A 19664-nucleotide genomic window follows, 5' to 3' on the forward strand; every position below is an offset into this window, starting at 1 on the left:
GGACCTACCTGCCTTGAGACGAGGCTGTTACGGGTGAAAAGTGTTGTGACCGTATAGTTGAATCGTCTCAATGTCAACGCTTCGGAAAGCGTTTGTCAGGCTTCGGGCAAGCGGTTGCCCGAAGCCGTTCTCAGGGCCGCGAAATCCGCAGGTTCGCGTATTCGCCGATCATCGGCGCCATCTGCCGGAAGCCGATCTTGCCGCCGCTGAGCGGCTCTTCGTCGCGCCAGCTGAACGACACCAGGCCGTTGATCGCGAAGGTGATCAGGCCGTCCTGGATCGACAGCCTCAGTTGGTAAGGGCCGGTCGCGTCCAGCACCGAGGGGAGTGGATCAGGTCCCTGGGCGACGAGGTGGAAGCCGTAGCTCTTGCGCAGGTTGCACGTGTGCAGAGCGCGCTCGGCCGGCCAGCGGCGGCGGAAGTACGAGACGTGGTAGGCGTTCAGATCGCCGTGGTGGTACTGCTCGTACGGCCCGGTCCTCGGGGCGAGGTCGAAGAGGTCCTCGCCGTTGCGACCCTTGGCGTGGAAGAACAGAATGCAGAGGCCGGGCTCGCGGATCGGCCAGAAGTCCCACTCCACCGTCAGATCCGGCCCGAACTCCTCCGGGCACCAGAGCACGACATTGGCATCCTGGCCGTCCTCGGCCGGCCGCTTGCTCTCCAGCCGGAGCCGGCCGAGCGGGAAGGAGATGGCGCCGTCGCCTTCCAGTCTCCAGCCGTCCAGGTCGGCTGGAGAGGCCAGGGCGTTCTGGTAGCTCATCGAGAGCTGCGGGTGTAGTCGCTGGACTGCCGGACGACAAGGTCAGGCTGGAAGATCACCTGGCGGTGCCGATGCCGCTCGGCGTCCTCGACTTCCTCCTGCAGCAGTTGCATCGCGGTGCGGCCGAGCTGACCGGCGGGCTGCCGGACCGACGACAGCGGTACGGCGGCGGCCGCGGCGAACCCGATGTCGTCGTACCCGACGATCGCCATGTCCTCCGGCACCTGCAGCCCGGCCGCGGCCATCGCCTGCAGGAAGCCGAGCGCGAGGAGATCGTTGCCGCAGAAGGCCGCGGTCGGACGGGAGCGCCGGGGGAGCGCGGCGATCTTCTCGCCCGCCTCCCGACCGTGCGCGACGCCCATGACGGCGACCTCGAAGGTCTGCAGCTCGACGTCACCGGCCTTCTCGACGGTGCTGGTGATCCCGGCCAGTCGATCGGCGACCTGTTGCATGCCGAGCGGTCCGCCGATGAAGGCGATCCGCCGGTGACCCGACTCGATCAGGTGCTTGCCGGCCAGTCGTCCGCCGACCTGGTCGTCCACCGAGACCGAGCACAGGCCGCCCCCGTCGGCGGTGCGATCGACGAGCACCACCGGCGTACCGCGGGCGACCAGCGCGTGCAGCCCAGGATCGGCGCTGTCGTACGGCGTGATGAGGATGCCGAACACCCGTTGCTGTTCGAGCTGGCCGAGGTGGTGGCCCTCGCGGACCGGGTCGGTCTTGCTGTTGCAGAGCATCACCACGATGTCGTGCTCGTAGGCGACCTCGTCGGCGCCTTCGGCGAGGTCGGTGAAGAACGGGTTGGCCACGTCGAACACCACCAGGCCGACGGTCCGGCCGCGGCCGAGGCGCAGATGCCGGGCCGCCTCGTTGCGGACGAAACCGAGCTCCCGGATCGTGTCCAGCACCCGTTGCCGGGTCGCGGGTGCCACGATCGACGGGCGGTTCAGGACGTTGCTGACCGTCCCGACCGAGACCCCGGCGTGCTGCGCGACCTCCTTGATGCTGGGAGTTGCCATCGCCCCTCATGTCACCGCTGCCGACTGGGACGATCAGCTTATCGGCGCTGGATTGAATCGTCTAAATCAGCGGTTCAACCGGCCGCTCGACAGCTAAGTGACTGGCGGGTAACCTCCTCGGCATGGCGACTCAGGTGCTCGGAATGTGGGAGAGGCTGCGCGGGCTGCCCGGAGGGACCAGGCTGTTCTCGGTCGCGTTCACCCGCAAGGCGCCGTACTTCCGGTCGGTCCGGCCGCGGTTCGTGCAGGTCAGCCCGAACTACGCCGCGCTCGTGCTCCCGAAGCGCCGGGCGGTGCAGAACCACATCGGCACCGTGCATGCCATTGCCGTGTGCAACGGTCTGGAGGCGGCCATGGGGGCGCTCGCGGAGGCGACCGTTCCGCCCGGGAAGCGCTGGCTGCCCAAGGGGATGGAGGTCGCCTACCTCGCCAAGTCGACCTCGGATCTCACCTGCTCGGCCGAGACCGACCCGGCCGCCTGGAGCGCCGGTCCCGACGTACCGGTGCGGGTGAAGGCGGTCCGCACGGACGGCACCGTGGTGGTCGAGGGCACGATCAACCTGTGGGTCACCGACCGGAAGAAGTAATGCCCTCGCCTGCCCGAACCGGGGCGTCGTAGGGTCGTGCCGTGACTGATGCTTTGCGACTCGTCGACATCGCCGCCGAACACCTCGACGACGTGGTCCGGGTCCGGTCCAGATCGTTCGGCCCGCTGGATGCGGCCAACCGGGAGAACTGGATCAAGGACGCCAAGGAGTTCGTCGACGACGGCCGCTTCCTCGGGGTGCTGGACGGTGACGAGGTCGTCGCGGGCGCGCGGTTCTGGGACTTCCAGCAGTGGTGGGGCGGCCGGCAGGTGCCGATGGCCGGAGTCGCCGGGGTCGTGGTCTCACCGGAGTACAGAGGTCGTGGCGTCGGCAGTCTGATGATGCGCGGCGTCCTGCAGCGTGCGGTGGAGAAGGGCTATCCGCTGACCGCGCTGTATCCGGCGACCACGGTGATCTATCGCCACCTCGGGTACGAGTTCGGTGGCGGGCGCTATCGGTTCAGCTTCCCCGCGGCAGGCCTGCGAGCCCTTGGTGGCAAGGAAGTCGCCGTACGCCGTGCCGGTGCCGACGACGCCGCGCGGATCCTCGAGTTGGTCGCCCAGGCGCACACCGCGGGTCGCACGAGTGGTCCGCTCGTCTGGGCCGAGTCCAAGGTCGCCGACTGGCTCGCGGACGACGACAACTTCGGCTATCTCGCCGACGACGGCTTCGTCGTCTACAACTGGGACGGCGGCGATTTGCGGGTCGACGAGATCATCGCCGGCTCCGAAGCGACCGCACGCGCTCTGTGGGCCACTGTCGGCTCCGGCTCGTCCATTGCTCGCACTGTGAATGCGTACGTGCCGCCCAGCGACCCGATCCATCTCCTGATCGAGCAGGAGGCCGACAAGCAAGCGCAGCTCCAGCGGTGGATGCTGCGCCTTCTCGACGCACCCGCAGCGATCGCCGCCCGGGGCTTCGCGCTCGGAGCGTCGCTGGAAGTCGAGCTCGAACTCGACGACGCCGAACTGCCCAGCAACAACGGCCGCTGGCACCTGTCGGTCTCTGACGGCTCCGGCGCGCTCACACCCTCCACCGCAAGCGGCGAGGCCCTCCGCCTCAACGCCCGCGGCCTCGCCGCCCTGTACGCCGGTACGCCGCTCGCCACCCTCCGCCGCGCCGGCCTCGCCCTCGGCGGCTCACCGGCAACCGATCCGGCTCTGGACACCGCCTTCACCAGCGCGTCGTACATGCTCGACTACTTCTAAGCAGCGGCTAAGAATCGCGTCCCTACTCTGTGCGCTCCTCAACTTCTACAGGAGGGCACCGCCCCATGTTCGACACGATCAACGGTCTGCCGATCCATCCCCTCGTGGTCCACGCCGTCGTGGTCCTGCTGCCCGTCACGATCCTGGGCGTACTCGCCCTGGTGATCCGCCCGGCTTGGCGACCTCGGTACGGCGTGCTGGTTGCCGCCTGTGCTCTGGTCGTCACCCTGCTCATCCCGGTAGCCACCTCCAGCGGCGAGTCGCTGGAGAAGCACGTCGGGGATCCGGGGGAACACGCCGAGCTGGGTGACCAGCTGATCTGGTTCGCTGTGCCGTTGCTGATCACGGCCGTCGCTCTGGTGCTGGTCGACCGGGGGATCACCGACCGGATCGCACGGCGCCCGCTGGCGGGGACCGTGATCTCTGTGGTCGCAGTGCTCGCAGCAGTTGCCGCAGGCGTACAGGTCTACCGGGTCGGCGAGTCAGGAGCACGGGCTGCCTGGGGCGATCAGGTCGGCGGGCAAGCACAGCACCGCTGAGCGGTCGGCGCGTCGATTTCTTGGTGGGCGAGTGGGCTACTAGGGTTGTCGAACACACGTTCGGAGGTAGTCCATGCGCGTACTCGGTGTCGACCCTGGCCTGACCAGGTGCGGCCTCGGCGTCGTCGAGGGGACCCCCGGACGGCCGCCGAGGCTGATCGCCGTCGGGCTGATCAAGACGCCCGCCGACCTGGACGTGGCCAAACGGCTGGTCCGGATCGAGGCCGGGATCGACGAGTGGATCACGGAGCACCAGCCGGACGCGGTCGCGGTCGAGCGCGTGTTCGCGCAGCACAACGTGCGGACGGTGATGGGGACGGCCCAGGCCTCCGGGGTCGCGATGGTGGTCGCCGCCCGGCGTGGATTGCCGGTGGCGCTGCACACCCCGAGTGAGGTGAAGGCTGCCGTGACCGGCTCGGGTCGCGCCGGCAAGGAGCAGGTGACGACGATGGTCACCCGGATCCTGAAGCTCGACGAGCGGCCGACGCCGGCCGATGCCGCCGACGCGCTGGCCCTGGCGATCTGCCATGTCTGGCGCGGCGGCGTGACCAGCAGGCTGCAGGAGGCCGCGGGAAGCCGGGCCGAGCTGGAGGCCAAGGCCCAGGCGCAGTCCCGGCTGCAGGTGGCGAGGCTGCGGGCCGCGGTCGCGGCGCAGAGTGGGCAACGATGACGACGGCGGCGCGCCCGTTCGCAGTACGGGACGGCGGCGCGGCTGCTGGTAGGACGCAGGCGGGCGCTTGGCTCGCAGTACGGGGAGGTTGGCGATGATCGCGTTCGTGCGTGGCCCGGTGGCCGCGATCGGGCTGGACAGTTGCGTGATCGAGGTCGGGGGAGTGGGGCTGCAGCTCTACTGCCACCCGGGAACGCTGGCGACGCTGCGGCCGGGGCAGGAGTTCAAGCTGGCCACCTCGATGGTGGTGCGGGAGGACTCGCTGACGCTGTACGGGTTCGCGGACGCCGACGAGAAGGAGCTGTTCGAGCTGCTGCAGACCGCGTCGGGTGTCGGTCCGAAGCTGGCCCAGGCGGCGCTCGCAGTACTGAGCCCGGATCAGTTGCGGCAGGCTGTCGCGCACGAGGACCTCGCGATGCTGGTGAAGATCCCGGGCGTCGGTAAGAAGGTGGCGCAGAGGCTCGTGCTGGAGTTGAAGGACAAGATCGGCGCGCCGTCGCGGATGGTGTCCGGGCGGCCGTTGCAGTCGGGCGAGGCGTGGCGCGAGCAGGTTCATGCCGGTCTGGTCGGCCTCGGCTGGTCGGCGCGCGATGCGGACGACGCGGTCGTCGCGGTGTCGCCGCTGGCCGCGGACAGTGCCGAGCCGTCGGTGCCGGATCTGCTCCGGGCGGCCCTGCGCGCCCTGTCGAAGGCATAAGAGATGGAAGACAACGTCCGGCCGCTGGTGTCGGCAGACCTGGCGGATCTCGAGGAACGCAAGATCGAGTCCGCGCTGCGGCCGCGCACACTGGCGGAGTTCGGCGGTCAGCGCAGGGTCAGCGAGCAGTTGGAGCTGGTCCTGCACGCGGCCCGCGGTCGCAACCGGGCGCCCGATCACGTGTTGCTGTCGGGTCCGCCCGGGCTCGGCAAGACCACGCTGGCGATGATCATCGCCAGCGAACTGTCGGCGCCGTTGCGGGTGACGAGCGGGCCGGCGATCCAGCACGCGGGCGACCTGGCCGCGATCCTGTCCGGGCTGAACGAGGGCGAAGTGCTGTTCCTGGACGAGATCCACCGGATGTCGCGTCCCGCCGAGGAACTGCTCTACATGGCGATGGAGGACTTCCGGGTCGACGTGATCGTCGGCAAGGGGCCGGGCGCGACCGCGATCCCGCTGGAGATCCCGCCGTTCACGCTGGTCGGGGCGACCACCCGGGCCGGCCTGCTGCCGGGGCCGCTGCGGGACAGGTTCGGATTCACCGGCCACCTGGAGTTCTACGAGGCCGGCGAGCTGGAGAAGATCATCAAGCGCTCGGCCGCGCTGCTCGAGGTCGACATCACCAACGAGGCCGCCGCCGAGATCGCGTCCCGCTCCCGGGGTACACCCCGGATCGCGAACCGGCTACTCCGCCGGGTCCGCGACTTCGCCGAAGTACGGGCGGACGGCATCGTCACGATCGCCTTGTCGAGGTCGGCGCTCGAGCTGTACGAGGTGGACAAGATGGGCCTCGACCGGCTGGACCGGTCGGTGCTGGAGGCGCTGTGCCGTCGCTTCGGCGGCGGACCGGTCGGCCTGTCGACGCTTGCGGTCGCCGTCGGCGAGGAACGCGAGACGGTCGAAGAGGTCGCCGAGCCCTTCCTGGTCCGCTCCGGTTACCTGGCGCGTACGCCGCGTGGCCGGGTCGCCACCCCGGCGGCCTGGCGGCACCTCGGCCTCGCCGTACCGAAGGGTGCCACGTTCGCCGACACGCTCTTCGACACCGAGGACGAGTAATTCGGCGTCGCCGCGGTCATTTCGACGCAGCTTGCAGCTTTTGACAGCGGTCCCGGGCGCAGGTCGGATGGTGGGCACGATCCGGCCGCCGGGGTCGTTGGAAGGGGTGACGAGTAACGCAAACGTGACCCCCTGTCATGAGGTACTTATCGCCGCTCAGGGTTAGACTCCCCGGTGGCCTGACCTCGGCCATCCCGCCGTATCCTGCGCGCCTGAGCAGAGCGCGCAGGACACCCGTACTCTCGACGAAGGATTCTGAGTCCCGATGCAACTGATCGCCGTACCGATGGCCTCCTCCGGCGGTGGGGGCATCACGCTCCTGCTCCCGCTCGTCCTGATCGTCGGGATGATCTGGTTCATGAGCCGGACCCAGAAGAAGCAGCGCCAGAAGCAGGCCGACACGGTCGCCATGCTGACGCCCGGCACCAAGGTGATCACCACCAGCGGGATGGTCGGCATCGTCGAGGAGGTCGACGACGAGTACGTGACGCTGGAGATCTCCGAGGGCGTCCTGATCCAGCTCGTCAAGGCCGCGGTCGGCCGGGTCATCCCGGACGAGGCCGAGGCATCGGCGGACGAGGCCGCCGACGCCGACGAGGCGGTCGCCGAGGAGGCGCCGCGGGACACGGTCGACGTACCGGAGACCGGTGGCAAGGTGCAGGACAAGGCCCAGCTGCCGCCGACGCACACCGAGAACTGATTTTCCGTCCTATCGGCGTGCGGCGCGCAAGCGTCCTGGTGACCCTGCGGCGCGCCCAGTAACGCAAAGGTTGAATCTGACGTGGCAACGACGACGACATCCCGCCCGGGACGGCTCCTGATCGTCCTGGCGGTCATCCTGGTCCTGCTGTTCGGGATCATGGGGCTGACCAAGTCCTGGAAGCCCAAGCTCGGCCTGGACCTGCGCGGTGGCACCACCATCACGCTGACCGCCAAGTCATCGGCCGGTGGCGGCGCGGTGACGGCCGACCAGCTCTCCGAGGCGAAGAACATCATCGCGCAGCGGGTGAACGGTGCGGGTGTCGGTGAATCCGAGATCACCACGTCGGGTCGCAACCTGATCAACGTGGCGGTGCCGGGCTCGAACCAGGAGAGCCTGATCAAGCAGGTCGGCCAGACCGCGCTGCTGTACTTCCGGATCGTGTACGACGCGCAGGCGGGCGGCCCGGTGCCGACGCCGACGGCCACGCCGACCGGCACCCCGACCGGGAAGCCGTCGACCAGCGCCACGCCGAAGTCGAGCCCGACGATCAAGGCACCGTCAAGTCCCGCGACATCACCGAAGGGCCGGGCCTGGAGCAGCGCGCTGTCCAAAGCCACCCCGACCCCGACCCCGACCCCGCAGCCCAGCACGACGCCGACGGCCACGCCGAAGCCCAGTACGCCCGTCACACCCGCCGCGGACCTGCCGAAGGTGACCGGCGACCCGCTGAAGTGGACGCCGGACGCTGCCACCCAGGCGGCCTTCGCGGCGGCGCAGTGCTCGACGCTGAACAAGGACGACCCGAACCGTGACCTGCCGGACAAGCCGCTGATCTCGTGCGACCAGGCCGGTACGTCGAAGTACCTGCTCGGCCCGGCGATCCTCAAGGGCACCGACCTGTCGGACGCCTCGGCGGGTATCCCGCAGGGTGGTTTCGCCTGGCAGGTCAACCTGAAGTTCACCGGTGAGGGCGGCAAGAAGTTCCTCAACGCGACCACCAACATCTCCCAGCGCGGCCAGGGCCAGAACCTGTTCGCGATCGTGCTGGACGGCGTCTCGATCTCGACCCCGAGCGTGTCCGGACCGATTCCGGGTGGCCAGGCGCAGATCACCGGCTCGTTCAGCGAGTCCGAGGCGCGCGACCTGGCGAACGTCTTGAAGTACGGCGCGCTGCCGCTCACCTTCGAACGGTCGTCGGTCGAGACGATCTCCCCGCAACTCGGCGGCGACCAGCTGTCGGCCGGCATCACGGCCGGCATCATCGGCCTGATCCTGGTGCTGATCTTCTCGTTCCTGTACTACCGCGGCCTCGGTCTGGTGGTGGTGCTGTCGCTGGCCATCTCCGCGGCGCTCACTTACGCCTCGGTGGTGTTGCTCGGCAAGGCGATCGGCTTCACGCTGACGCTGGCCGGTATCGCCGGTCTGATCGTGGCCATCGGTATCACCGCGGACTCGTTCGTCATCTACTTCGAACGGCTGCGTGACGAGGTCCGGGAAGGCCGCAGCCTGCGCTCCTCGGTGGAGACCGGCTGGGCCCGGGCCAAGCACACCATCATCGCGGCCGACTCGATCTCGCTGCTCGCCGCCGCGGTGCTGTACATCCTGGCGGTCGGCGGCGTAAAGGGCTTCGCGTTCACGCTCGGCCTGACCACCCTGATCGACCTGCTGATCGTCTTCATCTTCACCAAGCCGCTGGTCACGCTGCTGGCCCGGACCGACTTCTTCGGCCACGGTCACAAGCTGTCCGGCCTCGACCCCGAGCATCTCGGCGTCGAACGGTTGCCCGGCCAGATGAAACCGACAGCCCGTCCGGCCAAGCCGTCGACGCGCAAGCCCGTGGGAGGCGAGGTCTGATGTCGAAGCTCGGAAGCATCGGTGCCAAGTTGCACCGTGGCGAGGTCTCCTACGACTTCATCGGCCACCGCAAGCTGTGGTTCACCCTCTCGATCGCGCTGGTGGTCATCTCCCTCGGCGGCCTGTTCGCCCGGGGCCTGGCGCTCGGGATCGAGTTCAAGGGCGGCGTCGAGTACCAGACCTCCGTGAAGGTCACCAGCAGCACCATCGACGACTTCACCGCCGCGGTGAAGTCCACGAACGCGCATGACCTGGGCGACCCGGTCGTCACCACGGTCGGCTCCGACAAGGTCCGGGTGCAGACCCGGCCGCTGAGCCAGGACGACGTGGTCAAGGTCCAGGCGGCGATCGCCAAGCAGGCCGGCGTACCGGCCTCGAACGTGAGCCGTTCGCAGATCGGCGCCTCCTGGGGTGACCAGATCGCCAACAAGGCGATCCTGGCCCTGGTGGTGTTCCTGATCCTCGTGTTCGGGGTGATCTGGGCCTACTTCCGGGAGCCGAAGGCGTCGATGGCCGCGATCATCGCGCTGGTCCACGACGTCACCATCACGGTCGGCGTCTACGCGCTGATCGGGTTCGACGTCACCCCGGCGACCGTGATCGGTGTTCTGACCATCCTCGGTTACTCGCTGTACGACACCGTCGTGGTCTTCGACAAGGTCCGCGAGAACACCCGGGCCATCACCGGCAACAACCGCTTCACCTACAGCGACGCGACCAACCTGGCCGTGAACCAGACCATCGTGCGGTCGATCAACACCACCTTGATCGCGCTGCTGCCGGTCGGGTCGATCCTCGTGGTCGGCACCGTGGTGCTCGGTACCGGGCCGCTGAAGGACCTTTCGCTGGCGCTGTTCGTCGGTATCGCCGTCGGTGCGTACTCGTCGATCTTCATCGCTCCGGCTCTGCTGGCCACCTTCAAGGAGCGTGAGCCGGGCATGCAGGCGCTGCGCCGCCGGGTGGAGGCCAAGCGTGGCGGAGCCGTCGCCGCGCCGGCGGGCAAGCCGGTTCCGGCCGCTGCCACCGCCACGGCAACGGTCGCGACGAGCGAAGCGGCCGCCCGCAAACAGGACCGCCCGAAGGCCGGTACGCCGGTGACGTCGAGCCGGCCGGTCAAGTCGTCGACCGGTGCGGGTCGCCCGCAGCCGACGCGCAAGCCGCGGTCCAAGCGCGGTAAGTGATGCGGTCGCTGGAGAAGGTCCTCACCGACGGCATCCGCGACATCCCGGACTACCCGCAGGCGGGGGTGGTGTTCAAGGACATCACCCCGCTGCTGGCCGACCACGAGGGGTTCAGCCTGGTGGTCCAGGCGCTGGCCACCGCCGGCCGGGACGCCGACGGGAAGGTCGTGGTCGACAAGGTGGTCGGGATCGAGGCCCGTGGCTTCATCCTGGCCGCCCCGGTCGCGCTCGCCCTCGGAGCCGGGTTCGTCCCGGTCCGCAAGAAGGGCAAGCTGCCGTCGGCGACGTACGAGGAGTCGTATGCGCTGGAGTACGGCGAGGCGACCATCGAGGTGCACCAGGACGCCTTCGAGCCGGGCGACCGGGTGCTGGTGATCGACGACGTGCTCGCCACCGGCGGTACGGTCGAGGCCTGCCTGCGCCTGATCCGGCGCTGCGGCGCCGAAGTCGTCGGTACGACGGTGTTGATGGAACTCTCCTTCCTGCCGGGCCGCAAGCGGCTCGACGGGGAGCAGGTCAGCGCTCTCGTCACTGTCTGAAGTCAGCCGCCGGCCCGCCTCGTCGTCGTACCGGCGGGGCCGGGTCGGCGTGTTGTCCACAGCCCGTGTCTGACTCGTTGACGCCTTCCCCCTAGACTGGTGGTCTGTCGGCGGAGGGATACGAAGTGGGCGAAGACCCGGCGATGACTTCTGCGGTACCGGATGTGGTCCCGCACGAGCCTCCGCGCGCGCCTGCCGCCGTGCGCCCGGTGGCCAATCCATCGCCGCCCGCTGCCGCTCCGCCCAGTGCGCAGCCGCCGCGGATCGCCCCGGCCCGGGTGCGAGCCCGGCTGGCCCGGCTCGGCGGCACCCGGCATCCGAACCGGGCACCGATGCTCGAGCCGCTGTTCCGGGTGGTTCGCGCCACCCACCCCAAGGCCGACCTCGCGATCATCGAGCGCGCCTACCGGACGGCCGAGAAGCACCACACCGGGCAGCTCCGCAAGAGCGGTGACGCCTACATCACCCACCCGCTCGCGGTGGCCACCATCCTGGCCGAGCTGGGTATGACGGCCCCGACCCTGTGCGCGGCGCTGCTGCACGACACGGTCGAGGACACCGACTACACGATCGATGAGCTGAAGAAGGACTTCAGTGAAGAGATCGCGATGCTGGTCGACGGCGTCACCAAGCTGGACAAGGTCAAGTACGGCGAGTCCGCGCAGGCCGAGACGATCCGCAAGATGGTCGTCGCGATGGCCAAGGACATCCGGGTGCTGGTGATCAAGCTGGCCGACCGGTTGCACAACATGCGCACGCTCGGCTTCCTGCGGCAGGAGAAGCAGGAGCGGATCGCGCGCGAGACGCTCGAGATCTACGCCCCGCTGGCGCACCGGCTGGGTATGAACACGATCAAGTGGGAGCTCGAGGACCTGTCCTTCTCGACCCTGCACCCGAAGGTGTACGACGAGATCGTCCGGCTGGTCGCCGAGCGCGCCCCGTCCCGCGACGAGTACCTGGCGTCCGTGATCGACCAGGTGCACGAGGACCTCCGCGCGGCCAAGGTGAAGGCGACCGTCACCGGCCGGCCGAAGCACTACTACTCGATCTACCAGAAGATGATCGTCCGCGGCCGCGAGTTCGGCGACATCTACGACCTGGTCGGCATCCGCGTGCTGGTCGAGTCGGTCCGGGACTGTTACGCCGCGCTCGGTGTGCTGCACGCGCGGTGGAACCCGGTGCCCGGCCGGTTCAAGGACTACATCGCGATGCCGAAGTTCAACATATACCAGTCGCTGCACACCACGGTGATCGGCCCTTCGGGCAAGCCGGTGGAGCTGCAGATCCGGTCGTTCTCGATGCACCGCCGCGCGGAGTACGGCATCGCGGCGCACTGGAAGTACAAGGAAGACCCGAACTCGCCGGCCCCCGAGGCAGGCGCCCCGCCGACCACCGACGTCAGCACCCCGAACGAGATGCCCTGGGTGCGGCAGTTGGTGGACTGGCAGCGGGAGACCTCCGACCCGTCGGAATTCCTCGACTCGTTGCGGTTCGAGATCAACAACTCCGAGGTCTACGTCTTCACCCCGCGCGGCGACGTGATGTCGCTGCCGACGGGCTCGTCGCCGGTCGACTTCGCGTACGCCGTGCACACCGAGGTCGGCCACCGCTGTATCGGCGCCCGGGTCAACGGGCGATTGGTGCCGCTGGAGAGCACGCTCGAGAACGGCGACGTGGTCGAGGTCTTCACCTCGAAGGCCCAGGGCGCCGGACCGTCGCGGGACTGGTTGACCTTCGTCAAGAGTCCGCGAGCCCGCAACAAGATCAAGCACTGGTTCTCGAAGGAACGTCGCGACGAGGCGATCGAGCACGGTAAGGACGCGATCGCGAAGCAACTCCGCAAGGAGGGCCTGCCACTCCAGCGCCTGCTGTCGCACGAGACCTTGACCGCGGTCGCGAACTCGCTGCGCTACCCGGATGTGACCGGTCTGTACGCCGCGGTCGGCGAGAGCCACGTGAGCGCGCAAGCCGTCGTACGGCGTCTGATCGAGACGTACGGCGGTGAGGAAGGCGCGGCCGAGGATCTGGCCGAGGGGCTGCGGTTGCCGCAGACCCGGGAGCGCCGCAAGCGCACTGCTCGTGGCGACGCCGGTGTCATCGTCAAGGGCGCGACCGACGTACTGTCCAAGCTCGCCCGCTGCTGTACGCCGGTGCCGGGCGACGAGATCATTGGCTGGGTCACCCGCGGCGCCGGCGTCTCCGTGCACCGGGCCGACTGCGCCAACGTGGAGAACCTACAGACCCAGCCCGAGCGCATCGTCGAGGTCGAGTGGGCCCCGACCGCGCAATCGGTCTTCCTGGTCGCGATCCAGGTCGAGGCGCTGGACCGGGCGCGGCTGTTGTCGGATATCACCCGGGTGCTGTCCGACTACCACGTGAACATCCTCTCGGCGGCACTGACGACCACCCGCGACCGGATCGCCAAGTCCCGCTTCACCTTCGAAATGGGCGATCCGACCCACCTCGGCCACGTCCTCAAGGCCGTCCGATCGGTGGAAGGCGTTTTCGACGTCTACCGGGTCACCCAGTAGCAGCGGTTCCCACAGCAGGCTGCCCAGCCGGCGGCCTGCTGTGGGCGGGTCGATCAGCCGGCCGCAGCTGACCAGGCGCGGCCTGCTGCTCCTCGGCGCCGGTTTGCTGTCCGGCTGCAGCGACGGCTCGGGTGGCTCGGGTGGTGATGGCGGCGGCTCGAAGCCGTCGGCATCCTTCGCGGGTCCGACGCCGTCAGGTCCGCTGACACCGACACCAGCGGGCCCGGCGACGCCGACGACTTCGGGTCAGCTGACGCCGGCGCCTTCCGCTTCCTCGACTGTGCTTCCGACGCCGCCGGTGACTCTGCCGTCCGTCAAGGAGTGGACGCCCGGCCCGGGAGAGATCAAGCCCGAGGTGAAGGCTGCCGCCGTACGCGCGGTGCAGGGCTTGCTCATCCAACCGGGCATGCCGTCCGAGGTCGAGGTCATCGACGCGCAGTACGGCGGGATCCTCGCGGACTCAGCCAGTGTGCTCGTGGTCTGCCGCCAGTACATGCTTGCCAACGGCAACTTGATCACCGGCGGCACGACGGTCGACGTACGGCTCACGCGTTCTGGTCGGAGTTGGCGTGTGACAGCGATGCACCCAGCTCGGCCCGGCGCGCCCGCGAAGAGGCTGACTGCCGCCGCCCGCCAAGTCCTCGCGAACGATCGCATCTCGCTTCCGCCGGCTTCGGCAGCCGACATCCGCTCCGGCACGATCCACGACACCGTCCTCATCGCGATGCTCCAACTGGCCAAGACCTACCGAATCGGCATCTCGGTCATCCGCTCCGGCCACCCCCTGGACGTCTTCGGCACCACCCGCCCCAGCGACCACCCCCGAGGCCGAGCCTTCGACACCTGGCAAATCAACGGCCGCGCGGTGGTCGACCCGGCCACCCCACGCACCCTCATCACCTCCTACATGCACGCCGCCGCCTCCACCGGCTCCTACAACGTGGGCGGCCCTTACCAACTCGCGGGCCTGACATACTTCTCCGACAACACCCACCACGACCACGTCCACGCCGGCTACCGCAGCTAGTACTACGACTGCTCCAGCTTGGGGAGCACCTCCGAGGCGATGCGCTGGATCTGCTGGGTCAGCCGGTCGGGCGGAAACAGCCACAAACCAAGGGAATCCGCGCCCGCGTCGAGCAACGCGCGCAGCCGTTCGGCCACCTGATCCGGCGTCCCCGCTGCGGCGAACTCGTCGATCCAGTGATCCGGCGCGGTCAACGACTCGCCCGGCGCCAATTCCGCCACAGCGGCCAGCACCTCATCGGCGTACCGGGAGCGGGTCACCAGCGACGATCGCGACTCGGCCTGCAGGAAGAAGCCGACAGCGCCTCGAACTGCGTCCCGTGCGGCAGCCGGATCGTCGTCAACCGCCGCGAGGACGTACGCCGTGACGGGCACCCCACCTGTCAGCCCGGTGGCCCAGCCGAGGTAGCTCGGCCCGGCCAGCACCGACAACAGGACGCCGTCAGCGATCTCACCGCCGGCCTTCAACGCCCGTTCGTTGACCGCCCCGAGCCAGATCTCCGGTACTTGGGCGGGCGGCAGATCAAGCCTGATCCCATGGAACTCATGGGTGGTCGTGCTCCGATCGACAGTCGAGCCGGCGAGGAGATCCCGCAGTACGGCGATGGTCTCGCGCACCGCTGTCAACGGGCGATCCGGCATCAACCCCATCTGCCGCACCCACGATTCACTGCCCAGCCCGACGGCCACCCGCAACCGCCCCGGATGCATCCGCGCGATCCCGGCCACCTCCATCGCCAGCACCGCCGGATGCCGAGCCACCACACTCACCAGCCCCAGCCCGGCCCGCGCGCCCTTCGTCGAGGCCAGCAGTTGCGTCACCCCCGACAACCCACCACTGAAAAAGCAGTCCTCCGAGAACCATTGCTCGCTGAACCCCGCCGCCTCGGCAGCCCGCGCCCCCGCCGCCAACTCCTCAGCCGGCGTCAAACTCCCGAACACCACCCCGACCCGCCGCATACGAACCCTCCTAATCGGACTACAGTCCTATTAACTTAAAGGACCACGGTCCGTTTAACAAGAACCCTCACCAACGCCGCGGCAGGCGCGGCTGCCGGCACAGATACCCACCTACGGCGAGCTCGAGCGCCGGATAGGCCCCCCACAGATCCGGCCGGCGCACCGAAATGATGTGCCACCCCAGCTCGGCCAACTCCGTACGGCGTTGCTCGTCGCGCGCCTCTTGGCGAGAACCGGAGTGCCACCGGTCGGAGTCATACTCAAGACCGAGCCGCCGACCGTCGTCGAGCGGTTCGGGGTAACCGAGGTCGAGCACGTAGTCACGCCTCTTTCCTTGCACCCGCACTTGAAGGTCGGGCTGGCCGAAGCCCGCGTCGATCAGGCGGAGGCGCAACCAGGATTCGCCGGGCGAGGCGGCGCGGCGGTCGGCGTACGAGAGGATTTGCCGCGCTTGGTAGAAGCCCGGTCTTCTTGCGTAGGCCTCGGACGCGGTGCGCACCGCTGCTTTGTCGATGCCTGACCGCAGCATCGAGTCGACCGCGGAGAGGGCGAACGGGCGGGGGAGTTCCATCGCGAGTTCAACGGTGGTGGCGGTAGGGCTGCTCAGCCGCAGGCCGAACAGTTCGATCACATCCGTCGGGTTGCGGGTCCAGCGGACGTCCATCCGCTGTTCGGTTCCGAGGGCGGTGGTTGCGATGCCGTGGACCCAGGCCGCGGTCCGCCCGCAGGCAACCCCATCCGCCGGAACCAACAGCGCCACGGCCTTCGCGCGCAACTCCAACGAGTCGGGCACACGGATGTCGACGTAGACGCCTCTGATGACTTCGCGGATCTCCTGGCCGGCCAGGAGCCAGCGGAGTTTCTTCCCCACTTGGCGTGCGGTGAAGGGGAGGCCACAGAAGTACAGCGGGAACTCGGCAGGCAGCATCCGAGAAGGATGGCTGAATCAGCGCATCCCATGCTTTGCGTTGTCCACAGGCCCTTTCCTTGTCGGGGTGCGAGTACCACCCTGTCGCAGGATCGCCGCGGGCTGACGCGTCAGGCGCGCCGCGATGGCACGATAACGCGAGCGTTGATTCGCCAGCCGTTGGGCGTCCGCACCACCTCGTCCTCGTAGACGACGGTGCCCGCGTGGCCGTTCGCCATTACCGAGAAGCCTTTTGAACGCACTGTGGCGCGGTCGTCGAGGTCGGGGTCGGCTGTGACTATCACGTTGGTGACGTGGTGTCCGATGGGCTGGTCGCCGGGGGCGGACTTGAAGAGGTCGATCAGCGCGGGCAGTCCGCGGACGATGCCCAGTCCGTAGGCAGATACGTCGTACGACGCGTCGGCGGTCAGCAGTAGGTCGAGGTCGTCGGAACGGCGGTCGTCGGCGAGGTGCCCGTGCAGCGACACCAGTTCGTGAATGGCCAGCCGGTCTTCGGTGGTCAGTGGCATCGGCGCTCCTGGGTGATCGTGGGGGAGGATGGTGGCGATGACTGATCCTAAACGGGGCGCGCGCCCCGCTTCAACCGGGCCTCGTCGGGCTGATGCCGTCGCCAATCGCGCCAAGGTCGTGGCGGCGGCCCGTCAGGCGTTCGAGACCGAGGGACTCAGCGTGTCCCTCGACGAGATCGCCCGGCGGGCCGGCGTGGGTGCGGGCACGGTTCACCGACACTTCAGGACCAAGGCGGAGCTGGTCGACACGGTCCTCGCCGCCGCCGTTGAGGACCTGGTGACCGCGGCGAACACCTATGCCGCGTCGGACGACGCCGGCGGAGCGCTGCGGGATTTCCTGGTGCGTCTGGTCACCGAGGGAGCAGCTGCCCACGAACTCGCCGCGCGACTGCAGGTTGGTGCAGGCGACGTCGACGCCGCGGTGTCTGGCCCGGTCGCCGAGCTCAACCGCGCGATGAGTCGGCTCCTGTCCCGCGCCCGCGACGCGGGGGCGGTCCGTCCTGACGTCCAAGACCGCGACCTGGCCGCGATCGTCGCCGCCGCCCACGCCGCCTACGTCCATCCCACCGGCGGCAACCACGCGTTGATGCTGGTACTGCGATCGCTCGAGGCTTCTAGCTGAGGCGCTGAACTGCTCACGCGAGGCTATTCCCGGAGGAGGACGCGAGCGGACCGGACTACCCGGCCCGCTCGCCCGAGGCTCAGCTGAATTCGGCCAAGGCGTTTTGGGCTTGGGTTAGCCATTCTCGGCGGGCTGCGATGGATTCGCGGGCTTCGGTGGCTTTCTTGGTGTTGCCCTGGGCCTCGTGTTTGGCGGCTTGTTTTTCGAGGTCGGCGATCAGGGACTGGAGTTGCTTGACGGTGGCCTCGGCGCGGGCGCGGGCCTCGGGGTTGCTGCGGTTCCAGACCTCGTCCTCGGCGGACTTGACGGCTTGTTCGACGGCGCGCAGGCGGCCGTCGATGGTGCGCATCGAGTCGCGCGGGATCTTGCCGATGGCGTCCCAGCGGTCGAGCAGGTCGCGGAGTTGCTCGCGAGCCGCCTTGGCGTCGGTGACGGGCAGGATCGCCTCGATCTCGACCAGCAAAGCTTCCTTGGCCGCCAGGTTGGCGACCTGCTCCTGGTTCTCCTCGGCCTGTACGGCGTCACGCGCGCCGAAGAACGCGTCCTGGGCACTGCGGAAGCGGGCCCAGAGCTTGTCGTCGACCTCGCGCGGCGCGGGTCCGGCGGCCTTCCACTGCCGCATCAGGTCGCGGAAGCGGCCCGACGTCGGTCCCCAGTCGGTCGACGAGGAGAGCGCTTCGGCCTCGGCCGCGAGGCGCTCCTTGACCACGGCGGCCTCGTCGCGCTTGGAGGACAGCTCGGCGAAGTGCTGCTTGCGGTGCCGGGTGTACGTCGTACGGGCGGACGAGAACCGGTGCCACAGCTCGTCGTCGCTGGACTTGTCGAGCCGGGGGAGTGCCTTCCATTCGTCGAGCAGCTCGCGCAGCCGGGTGACGCCGTGCCGCCAGTCGGTACCGGCGGCGATCGTCTCGGCCTCGACGGCGATCTTGGTCTTGGCCTCGCGGGCCTCCTCCACCTTCGCCGCGCGCTCGGCCTTCTTCTTCTCCCGCTGCTGGGCGACCAGTGGGGTGAGCGCGTCGAGCCGGGCCCGCAGGCCGTCCAGGTCACCGACGGCCTGGGCCTCGTCGATGGCGGCGGTCACCTTCTTCACGGCCGCGCGGGCGTCGTCGGGGGAGACGGTGCCGGCCTGGACCCGCTTCTCCAGCAGGTCGACCTCGAAGGCGAGGGCGTCGTACCGCCGGGTGTAGAAGGCGAGCGCCTCGTCGGGGTTGGCGTCCGGCCACTGGCCGACCGCTCGTTCGCCGTCCTTGGTCCGTACGAAGACCGTTCCGTCGTCTGCTACCCGGCCCCAGCTTTCCTCGGCCACAACTCGCCCCTTCCGGCGGTATGTACTGCGCTCGTGCCCATTCTGGTCAATCGCCGGTTCAACCGGGTCAACAGGGTCCAGCCGGGCGCGTCGGGACCTGTCCCGACGCTTATCCCTGAACAATCACAAACTCGCCGCCGCTACGCAACGGGGTTGCCGTCACAATCGGGGACAATCCCGCCGCGCAAGTGAGCCAGATCGCGGTCCAATCCGGTGCGGAGCCGGTATCGAGGGACCGGTAACCTTGGCTGGTCCCCATCTGTTCCAGGAAGGTCAGTCGTGCTCATCGCCGGGTTCCCCGCGGGTTCGTGGGGTACGAACTGCTACGTCGTCGCCACCGGCCAGGGCGCGGAGTGCATCGTCATCGACCCGGGCCAGGACGCGGCCGCAGGCGTCGACCAGGTGGTTCGGGAGAACAAGCTGAAGCCGGTCGCCGTTCTGCTCACGCACGGCCACATCGACCACATGTTCTCCGTCCTGCCTGTCTGCGGCAGCTACGACGCCACCGCCTGGATCCACCCCGACGACCGGCATCTGCTCAGCGACCCGATGGCCGGGATCAGCCCGGAGAGTGCCCGGATGCTGCTGGGCGGCAACCACACGTTCGCCGAGCCGGACGACGTGGCCGAGCTCAAGGACGGGCTGACCGTCGAGCTGGCCGGGCTGCAGTTCGCGGTCGACCACACCCCGGGCCACACGAGAGGCTCGGTCACCTTCACCACGCCGTACGACGGGCCCGAGGACGTACCAGCGGTTCTTTTCTCCGGTGACGTGTTGTTCGCCGGGTCGATCGGCCGGACGGATCTGCCAGGCGGCGACCATCCGGCGATGCTGCATACGTTGGCCACCAAGATCCTGCCGATGCGCGACGAGATCGTCGTGCTGCCGGGTCATGGCGGCCAGACCACGATCGGCCGGGAAAAGGCGACCAACCCTTACCTGCAGGACCTGGAGATATCGAAATGAGCA

General features: G+C 68.7%; 20 protein-coding genes. 14 read left to right on the forward strand and 6 right to left on the reverse strand.

Features of this window, described 5'->3' with window-relative positions; genetic code table 11:
• Positions 1-130: 130 nt before the first annotated feature.
• A complete protein-coding gene (locus tag DIZ26_RS04440) occupies positions 131-760 on the reverse strand; it encodes a DUF1961 family protein (RefSeq protein WP_112237978.1) in 630 nt (209 codons plus the stop codon).
• Positions 757-1779 carry a LacI family DNA-binding transcriptional regulator gene (locus tag DIZ26_RS04445; protein WP_112237981.1) on the reverse strand — a complete coding sequence of 341 codons (1023 nt, stop codon included), beginning with the start codon at positions 1777-1779 and terminating at the stop codon, positions 757-759. The genes DIZ26_RS04440 and DIZ26_RS04445 overlap by 4 nt, the downstream gene beginning before the upstream one ends.
• A 122-nt stretch (positions 1780-1901) precedes the next feature.
• Between DIZ26_RS04445 and DIZ26_RS04450 the strand changes: the two genes are divergently transcribed.
• From DIZ26_RS04450 to DIZ26_RS38145, 12 genes are all read left to right on the forward strand, one after another.
• On the forward strand, positions 1902-2366 hold the full coding sequence (locus tag DIZ26_RS04450; RefSeq protein WP_112237983.1) for a hotdog fold domain-containing protein: 465 nt from the start codon (positions 1902-1904) through the stop codon (positions 2364-2366).
• Between the two features lie 41 nt (positions 2367-2407).
• Positions 2408-3574, forward strand: a complete 1167-nt coding sequence (locus tag DIZ26_RS04455; RefSeq protein ID WP_112237984.1) for a GNAT family N-acetyltransferase — start codon at positions 2408-2410, stop codon at positions 3572-3574.
• Between the two features lie 65 nt (positions 3575-3639).
• Positions 3640-4113 carry a DUF2231 domain-containing protein gene (locus DIZ26_RS04460; protein WP_112237986.1) on the forward strand — a complete coding sequence of 158 codons (474 nt, stop codon included), beginning with the start codon at positions 3640-3642 and terminating at the stop codon, positions 4111-4113.
• Positions 4114-4186: 73 nt separating this feature from the next.
• On the forward strand, positions 4187-4783 hold the full coding sequence (ruvC, locus tag DIZ26_RS04465; RefSeq protein ID WP_112237988.1) for a crossover junction endodeoxyribonuclease RuvC: 597 nt from the start codon (positions 4187-4189) through the stop codon (positions 4781-4783).
• Between the two features lie 94 nt (positions 4784-4877).
• Positions 4878-5480, forward strand: a complete 603-nt coding sequence (gene ruvA / locus DIZ26_RS04470) for a Holliday junction branch migration protein RuvA (protein WP_112237990.1) — start codon at positions 4878-4880, stop codon at positions 5478-5480.
• 3 nt (positions 5481-5483) lie between these two features.
• Complete coding sequence (gene ruvB, locus DIZ26_RS04475) at positions 5484-6536, forward strand: Holliday junction branch migration DNA helicase RuvB (RefSeq protein ID WP_112237992.1); 1053 nt, start codon at positions 5484-5486, stop codon at positions 6534-6536.
• A 265-nt stretch (positions 6537-6801) separates the two neighbouring features.
• Positions 6802-7236 carry a preprotein translocase subunit YajC gene (yajC, locus tag DIZ26_RS04480; RefSeq protein WP_112237994.1) on the forward strand — a complete coding sequence of 145 codons (435 nt, stop codon included), beginning with the start codon at positions 6802-6804 and terminating at the stop codon, positions 7234-7236.
• Positions 7237-7317: 81 nt separating this feature from the next.
• Positions 7318-9093: a protein translocase subunit SecD gene (secD, locus tag DIZ26_RS04485; protein WP_112237996.1), complete on the forward strand. Its 1776-nt coding sequence runs from the start codon at positions 7318-7320 to the stop codon at positions 9091-9093.
• Positions 9093-10274: a protein translocase subunit SecF gene (secF, locus tag DIZ26_RS04490; protein WP_112237997.1), complete on the forward strand. Its 1182-nt coding sequence runs from the start codon at positions 9093-9095 to the stop codon at positions 10272-10274. The genes secD and secF overlap by 1 nt, the downstream gene beginning before the upstream one ends.
• Complete coding sequence (locus DIZ26_RS04495; RefSeq protein WP_112237998.1) at positions 10274-10813, forward strand: adenine phosphoribosyltransferase; 540 nt, start codon at positions 10274-10276, stop codon at positions 10811-10813. The genes secF and DIZ26_RS04495 overlap by 1 nt, the downstream gene beginning before the upstream one ends.
• A gap of 143 nt (positions 10814-10956) precedes the next feature.
• Positions 10957-13344, forward strand: a complete 2388-nt coding sequence (locus DIZ26_RS04500) for a RelA/SpoT family protein (protein WP_408610202.1) — start codon at positions 10957-10959, stop codon at positions 13342-13344.
• Positions 13345-13384: 40 nt separating this feature from the next.
• Positions 13385-14371, forward strand: coding sequence for a hypothetical protein (locus tag DIZ26_RS38145; RefSeq protein ID WP_112238002.1), 987 nt, complete (start codon positions 13385-13387; stop codon positions 14369-14371).
• Between the two features lie 2 nt (positions 14372-14373).
• Here the strand turns inward: DIZ26_RS38145 and DIZ26_RS04510 are convergent, their stop codons facing one another.
• The 3 genes from DIZ26_RS04510 to DIZ26_RS04520 all read right to left on the reverse strand — a co-directional run bounded on the left by DIZ26_RS04510 (position 14374) and on the right by DIZ26_RS04520 (position 16767).
• Positions 14374-15330, reverse strand: a complete 957-nt coding sequence (locus DIZ26_RS04510; protein WP_112238004.1) for an LLM class flavin-dependent oxidoreductase — start codon at positions 15328-15330, stop codon at positions 14374-14376.
• Positions 15331-15397: 67 nt separating this feature from the next.
• Positions 15398-16258, reverse strand: coding sequence for a hypothetical protein (locus tag DIZ26_RS04515; RefSeq protein ID WP_112238006.1), 861 nt, complete (start codon positions 16256-16258; stop codon positions 15398-15400).
• A gap of 110 nt (positions 16259-16368) precedes the next feature.
• On the reverse strand, positions 16369-16767 hold the full coding sequence (locus DIZ26_RS04520; protein WP_112238008.1) for a nuclear transport factor 2 family protein: 399 nt from the start codon (positions 16765-16767) through the stop codon (positions 16369-16371).
• 37 nt (positions 16768-16804) lie between these two features.
• Here DIZ26_RS04520 and DIZ26_RS04525 point away from each other — a divergent pair, with 37 nt between their 5' ends.
• Entirely contained in the window at positions 16805-17389 is a 585-nt protein-coding gene (locus tag DIZ26_RS04525) for a TetR/AcrR family transcriptional regulator (RefSeq protein ID WP_157979579.1), read from the forward strand.
• A gap of 79 nt (positions 17390-17468) precedes the next feature.
• Here DIZ26_RS04525 and DIZ26_RS04530 read toward each other — a convergent pair whose 3' ends face one another.
• Positions 17469-18746: a DUF349 domain-containing protein gene (locus tag DIZ26_RS04530; RefSeq protein WP_408610206.1), complete on the reverse strand. Its 1278-nt coding sequence runs from the start codon at positions 18744-18746 to the stop codon at positions 17469-17471.
• A gap of 228 nt (positions 18747-18974) precedes the next feature.
• On the opposite strand from DIZ26_RS04530, the gene DIZ26_RS04535 reads away from it, so the two are divergent.
• Positions 18975-19661 (forward strand): MBL fold metallo-hydrolase, encoded by a 687-nt coding sequence (locus tag DIZ26_RS04535; protein ID WP_112238013.1) that lies wholly within the window; start codon positions 18975-18977, stop codon positions 19659-19661.
• The last annotated feature ends 3 nt before the right edge of the window (positions 19662-19664 follow it).

This window comes from Kribbella monticola (assembly GCF_003261635.1).
Taxonomy (GTDB): domain Bacteria; phylum Actinomycetota; class Actinomycetes; order Propionibacteriales; family Kribbellaceae; genus Kribbella; species Kribbella monticola.

Excerpts from the sequence above, each read along its gene's own strand:
- DIZ26_RS04440 (WP_112237978.1), bottom strand. The coding sequence starts at position 760 with ATGAGCTACCAGAACGCCCTGGCCTCTCCAGCCGACCTGGACGGCTGG.
- secF (WP_112237997.1), top strand. The coding sequence starts at position 9,093 with ATGTCGAAGCTCGGAAGCATCGGTGCCAAGTTGCACCGTGGCGAGGTC.
- ruvA (WP_112237990.1), top strand. The coding sequence starts at position 4,878 with ATGATCGCGTTCGTGCGTGGCCCGGTGGCCGCGATCGGGCTGGACAGT.
- DIZ26_RS04510 (WP_112238004.1), bottom strand. The coding sequence starts at position 15,330 with ATGCGGCGGGTCGGGGTGGTGTTCGGGAGTTTGACGCCGGCTGAGGAG.
- DIZ26_RS04525 (WP_157979579.1), top strand. The coding sequence starts at position 16,805 with ATGACTGATCCTAAACGGGGCGCGCGCCCCGCTTCAACCGGGCCTCGT.
- DIZ26_RS04450 (WP_112237983.1), top strand. The coding sequence starts at position 1,902 with ATGGCGACTCAGGTGCTCGGAATGTGGGAGAGGCTGCGCGGGCTGCCC.
- DIZ26_RS04515 (WP_112238006.1), bottom strand. The coding sequence starts at position 16,258 with ATGCTGCCTGCCGAGTTCCCGCTGTACTTCTGTGGCCTCCCCTTCACC.
- DIZ26_RS04520 (WP_112238008.1), bottom strand. The coding sequence starts at position 16,767 with ATGCCACTGACCACCGAAGACCGGCTGGCCATTCACGAACTGGTGTCG.
- DIZ26_RS04500 (WP_408610202.1), top strand. The coding sequence starts at position 10,957 with ATGACTTCTGCGGTACCGGATGTGGTCCCGCACGAGCCTCCGCGCGCG.
- ruvC (WP_112237988.1), top strand. The coding sequence starts at position 4,187 with ATGCGCGTACTCGGTGTCGACCCTGGCCTGACCAGGTGCGGCCTCGGC.
- DIZ26_RS04495 (WP_112237998.1), top strand. The coding sequence starts at position 10,274 with ATGCGGTCGCTGGAGAAGGTCCTCACCGACGGCATCCGCGACATCCCG.
- DIZ26_RS04445 (WP_112237981.1), bottom strand. The coding sequence starts at position 1,779 with ATGGCAACTCCCAGCATCAAGGAGGTCGCGCAGCACGCCGGGGTCTCG.
- DIZ26_RS04460 (WP_112237986.1), top strand. The coding sequence starts at position 3,640 with ATGTTCGACACGATCAACGGTCTGCCGATCCATCCCCTCGTGGTCCAC.
- yajC (WP_112237994.1), top strand. The coding sequence starts at position 6,802 with ATGCAACTGATCGCCGTACCGATGGCCTCCTCCGGCGGTGGGGGCATC.
- ruvB (WP_112237992.1), top strand. The coding sequence starts at position 5,484 with ATGGAAGACAACGTCCGGCCGCTGGTGTCGGCAGACCTGGCGGATCTC.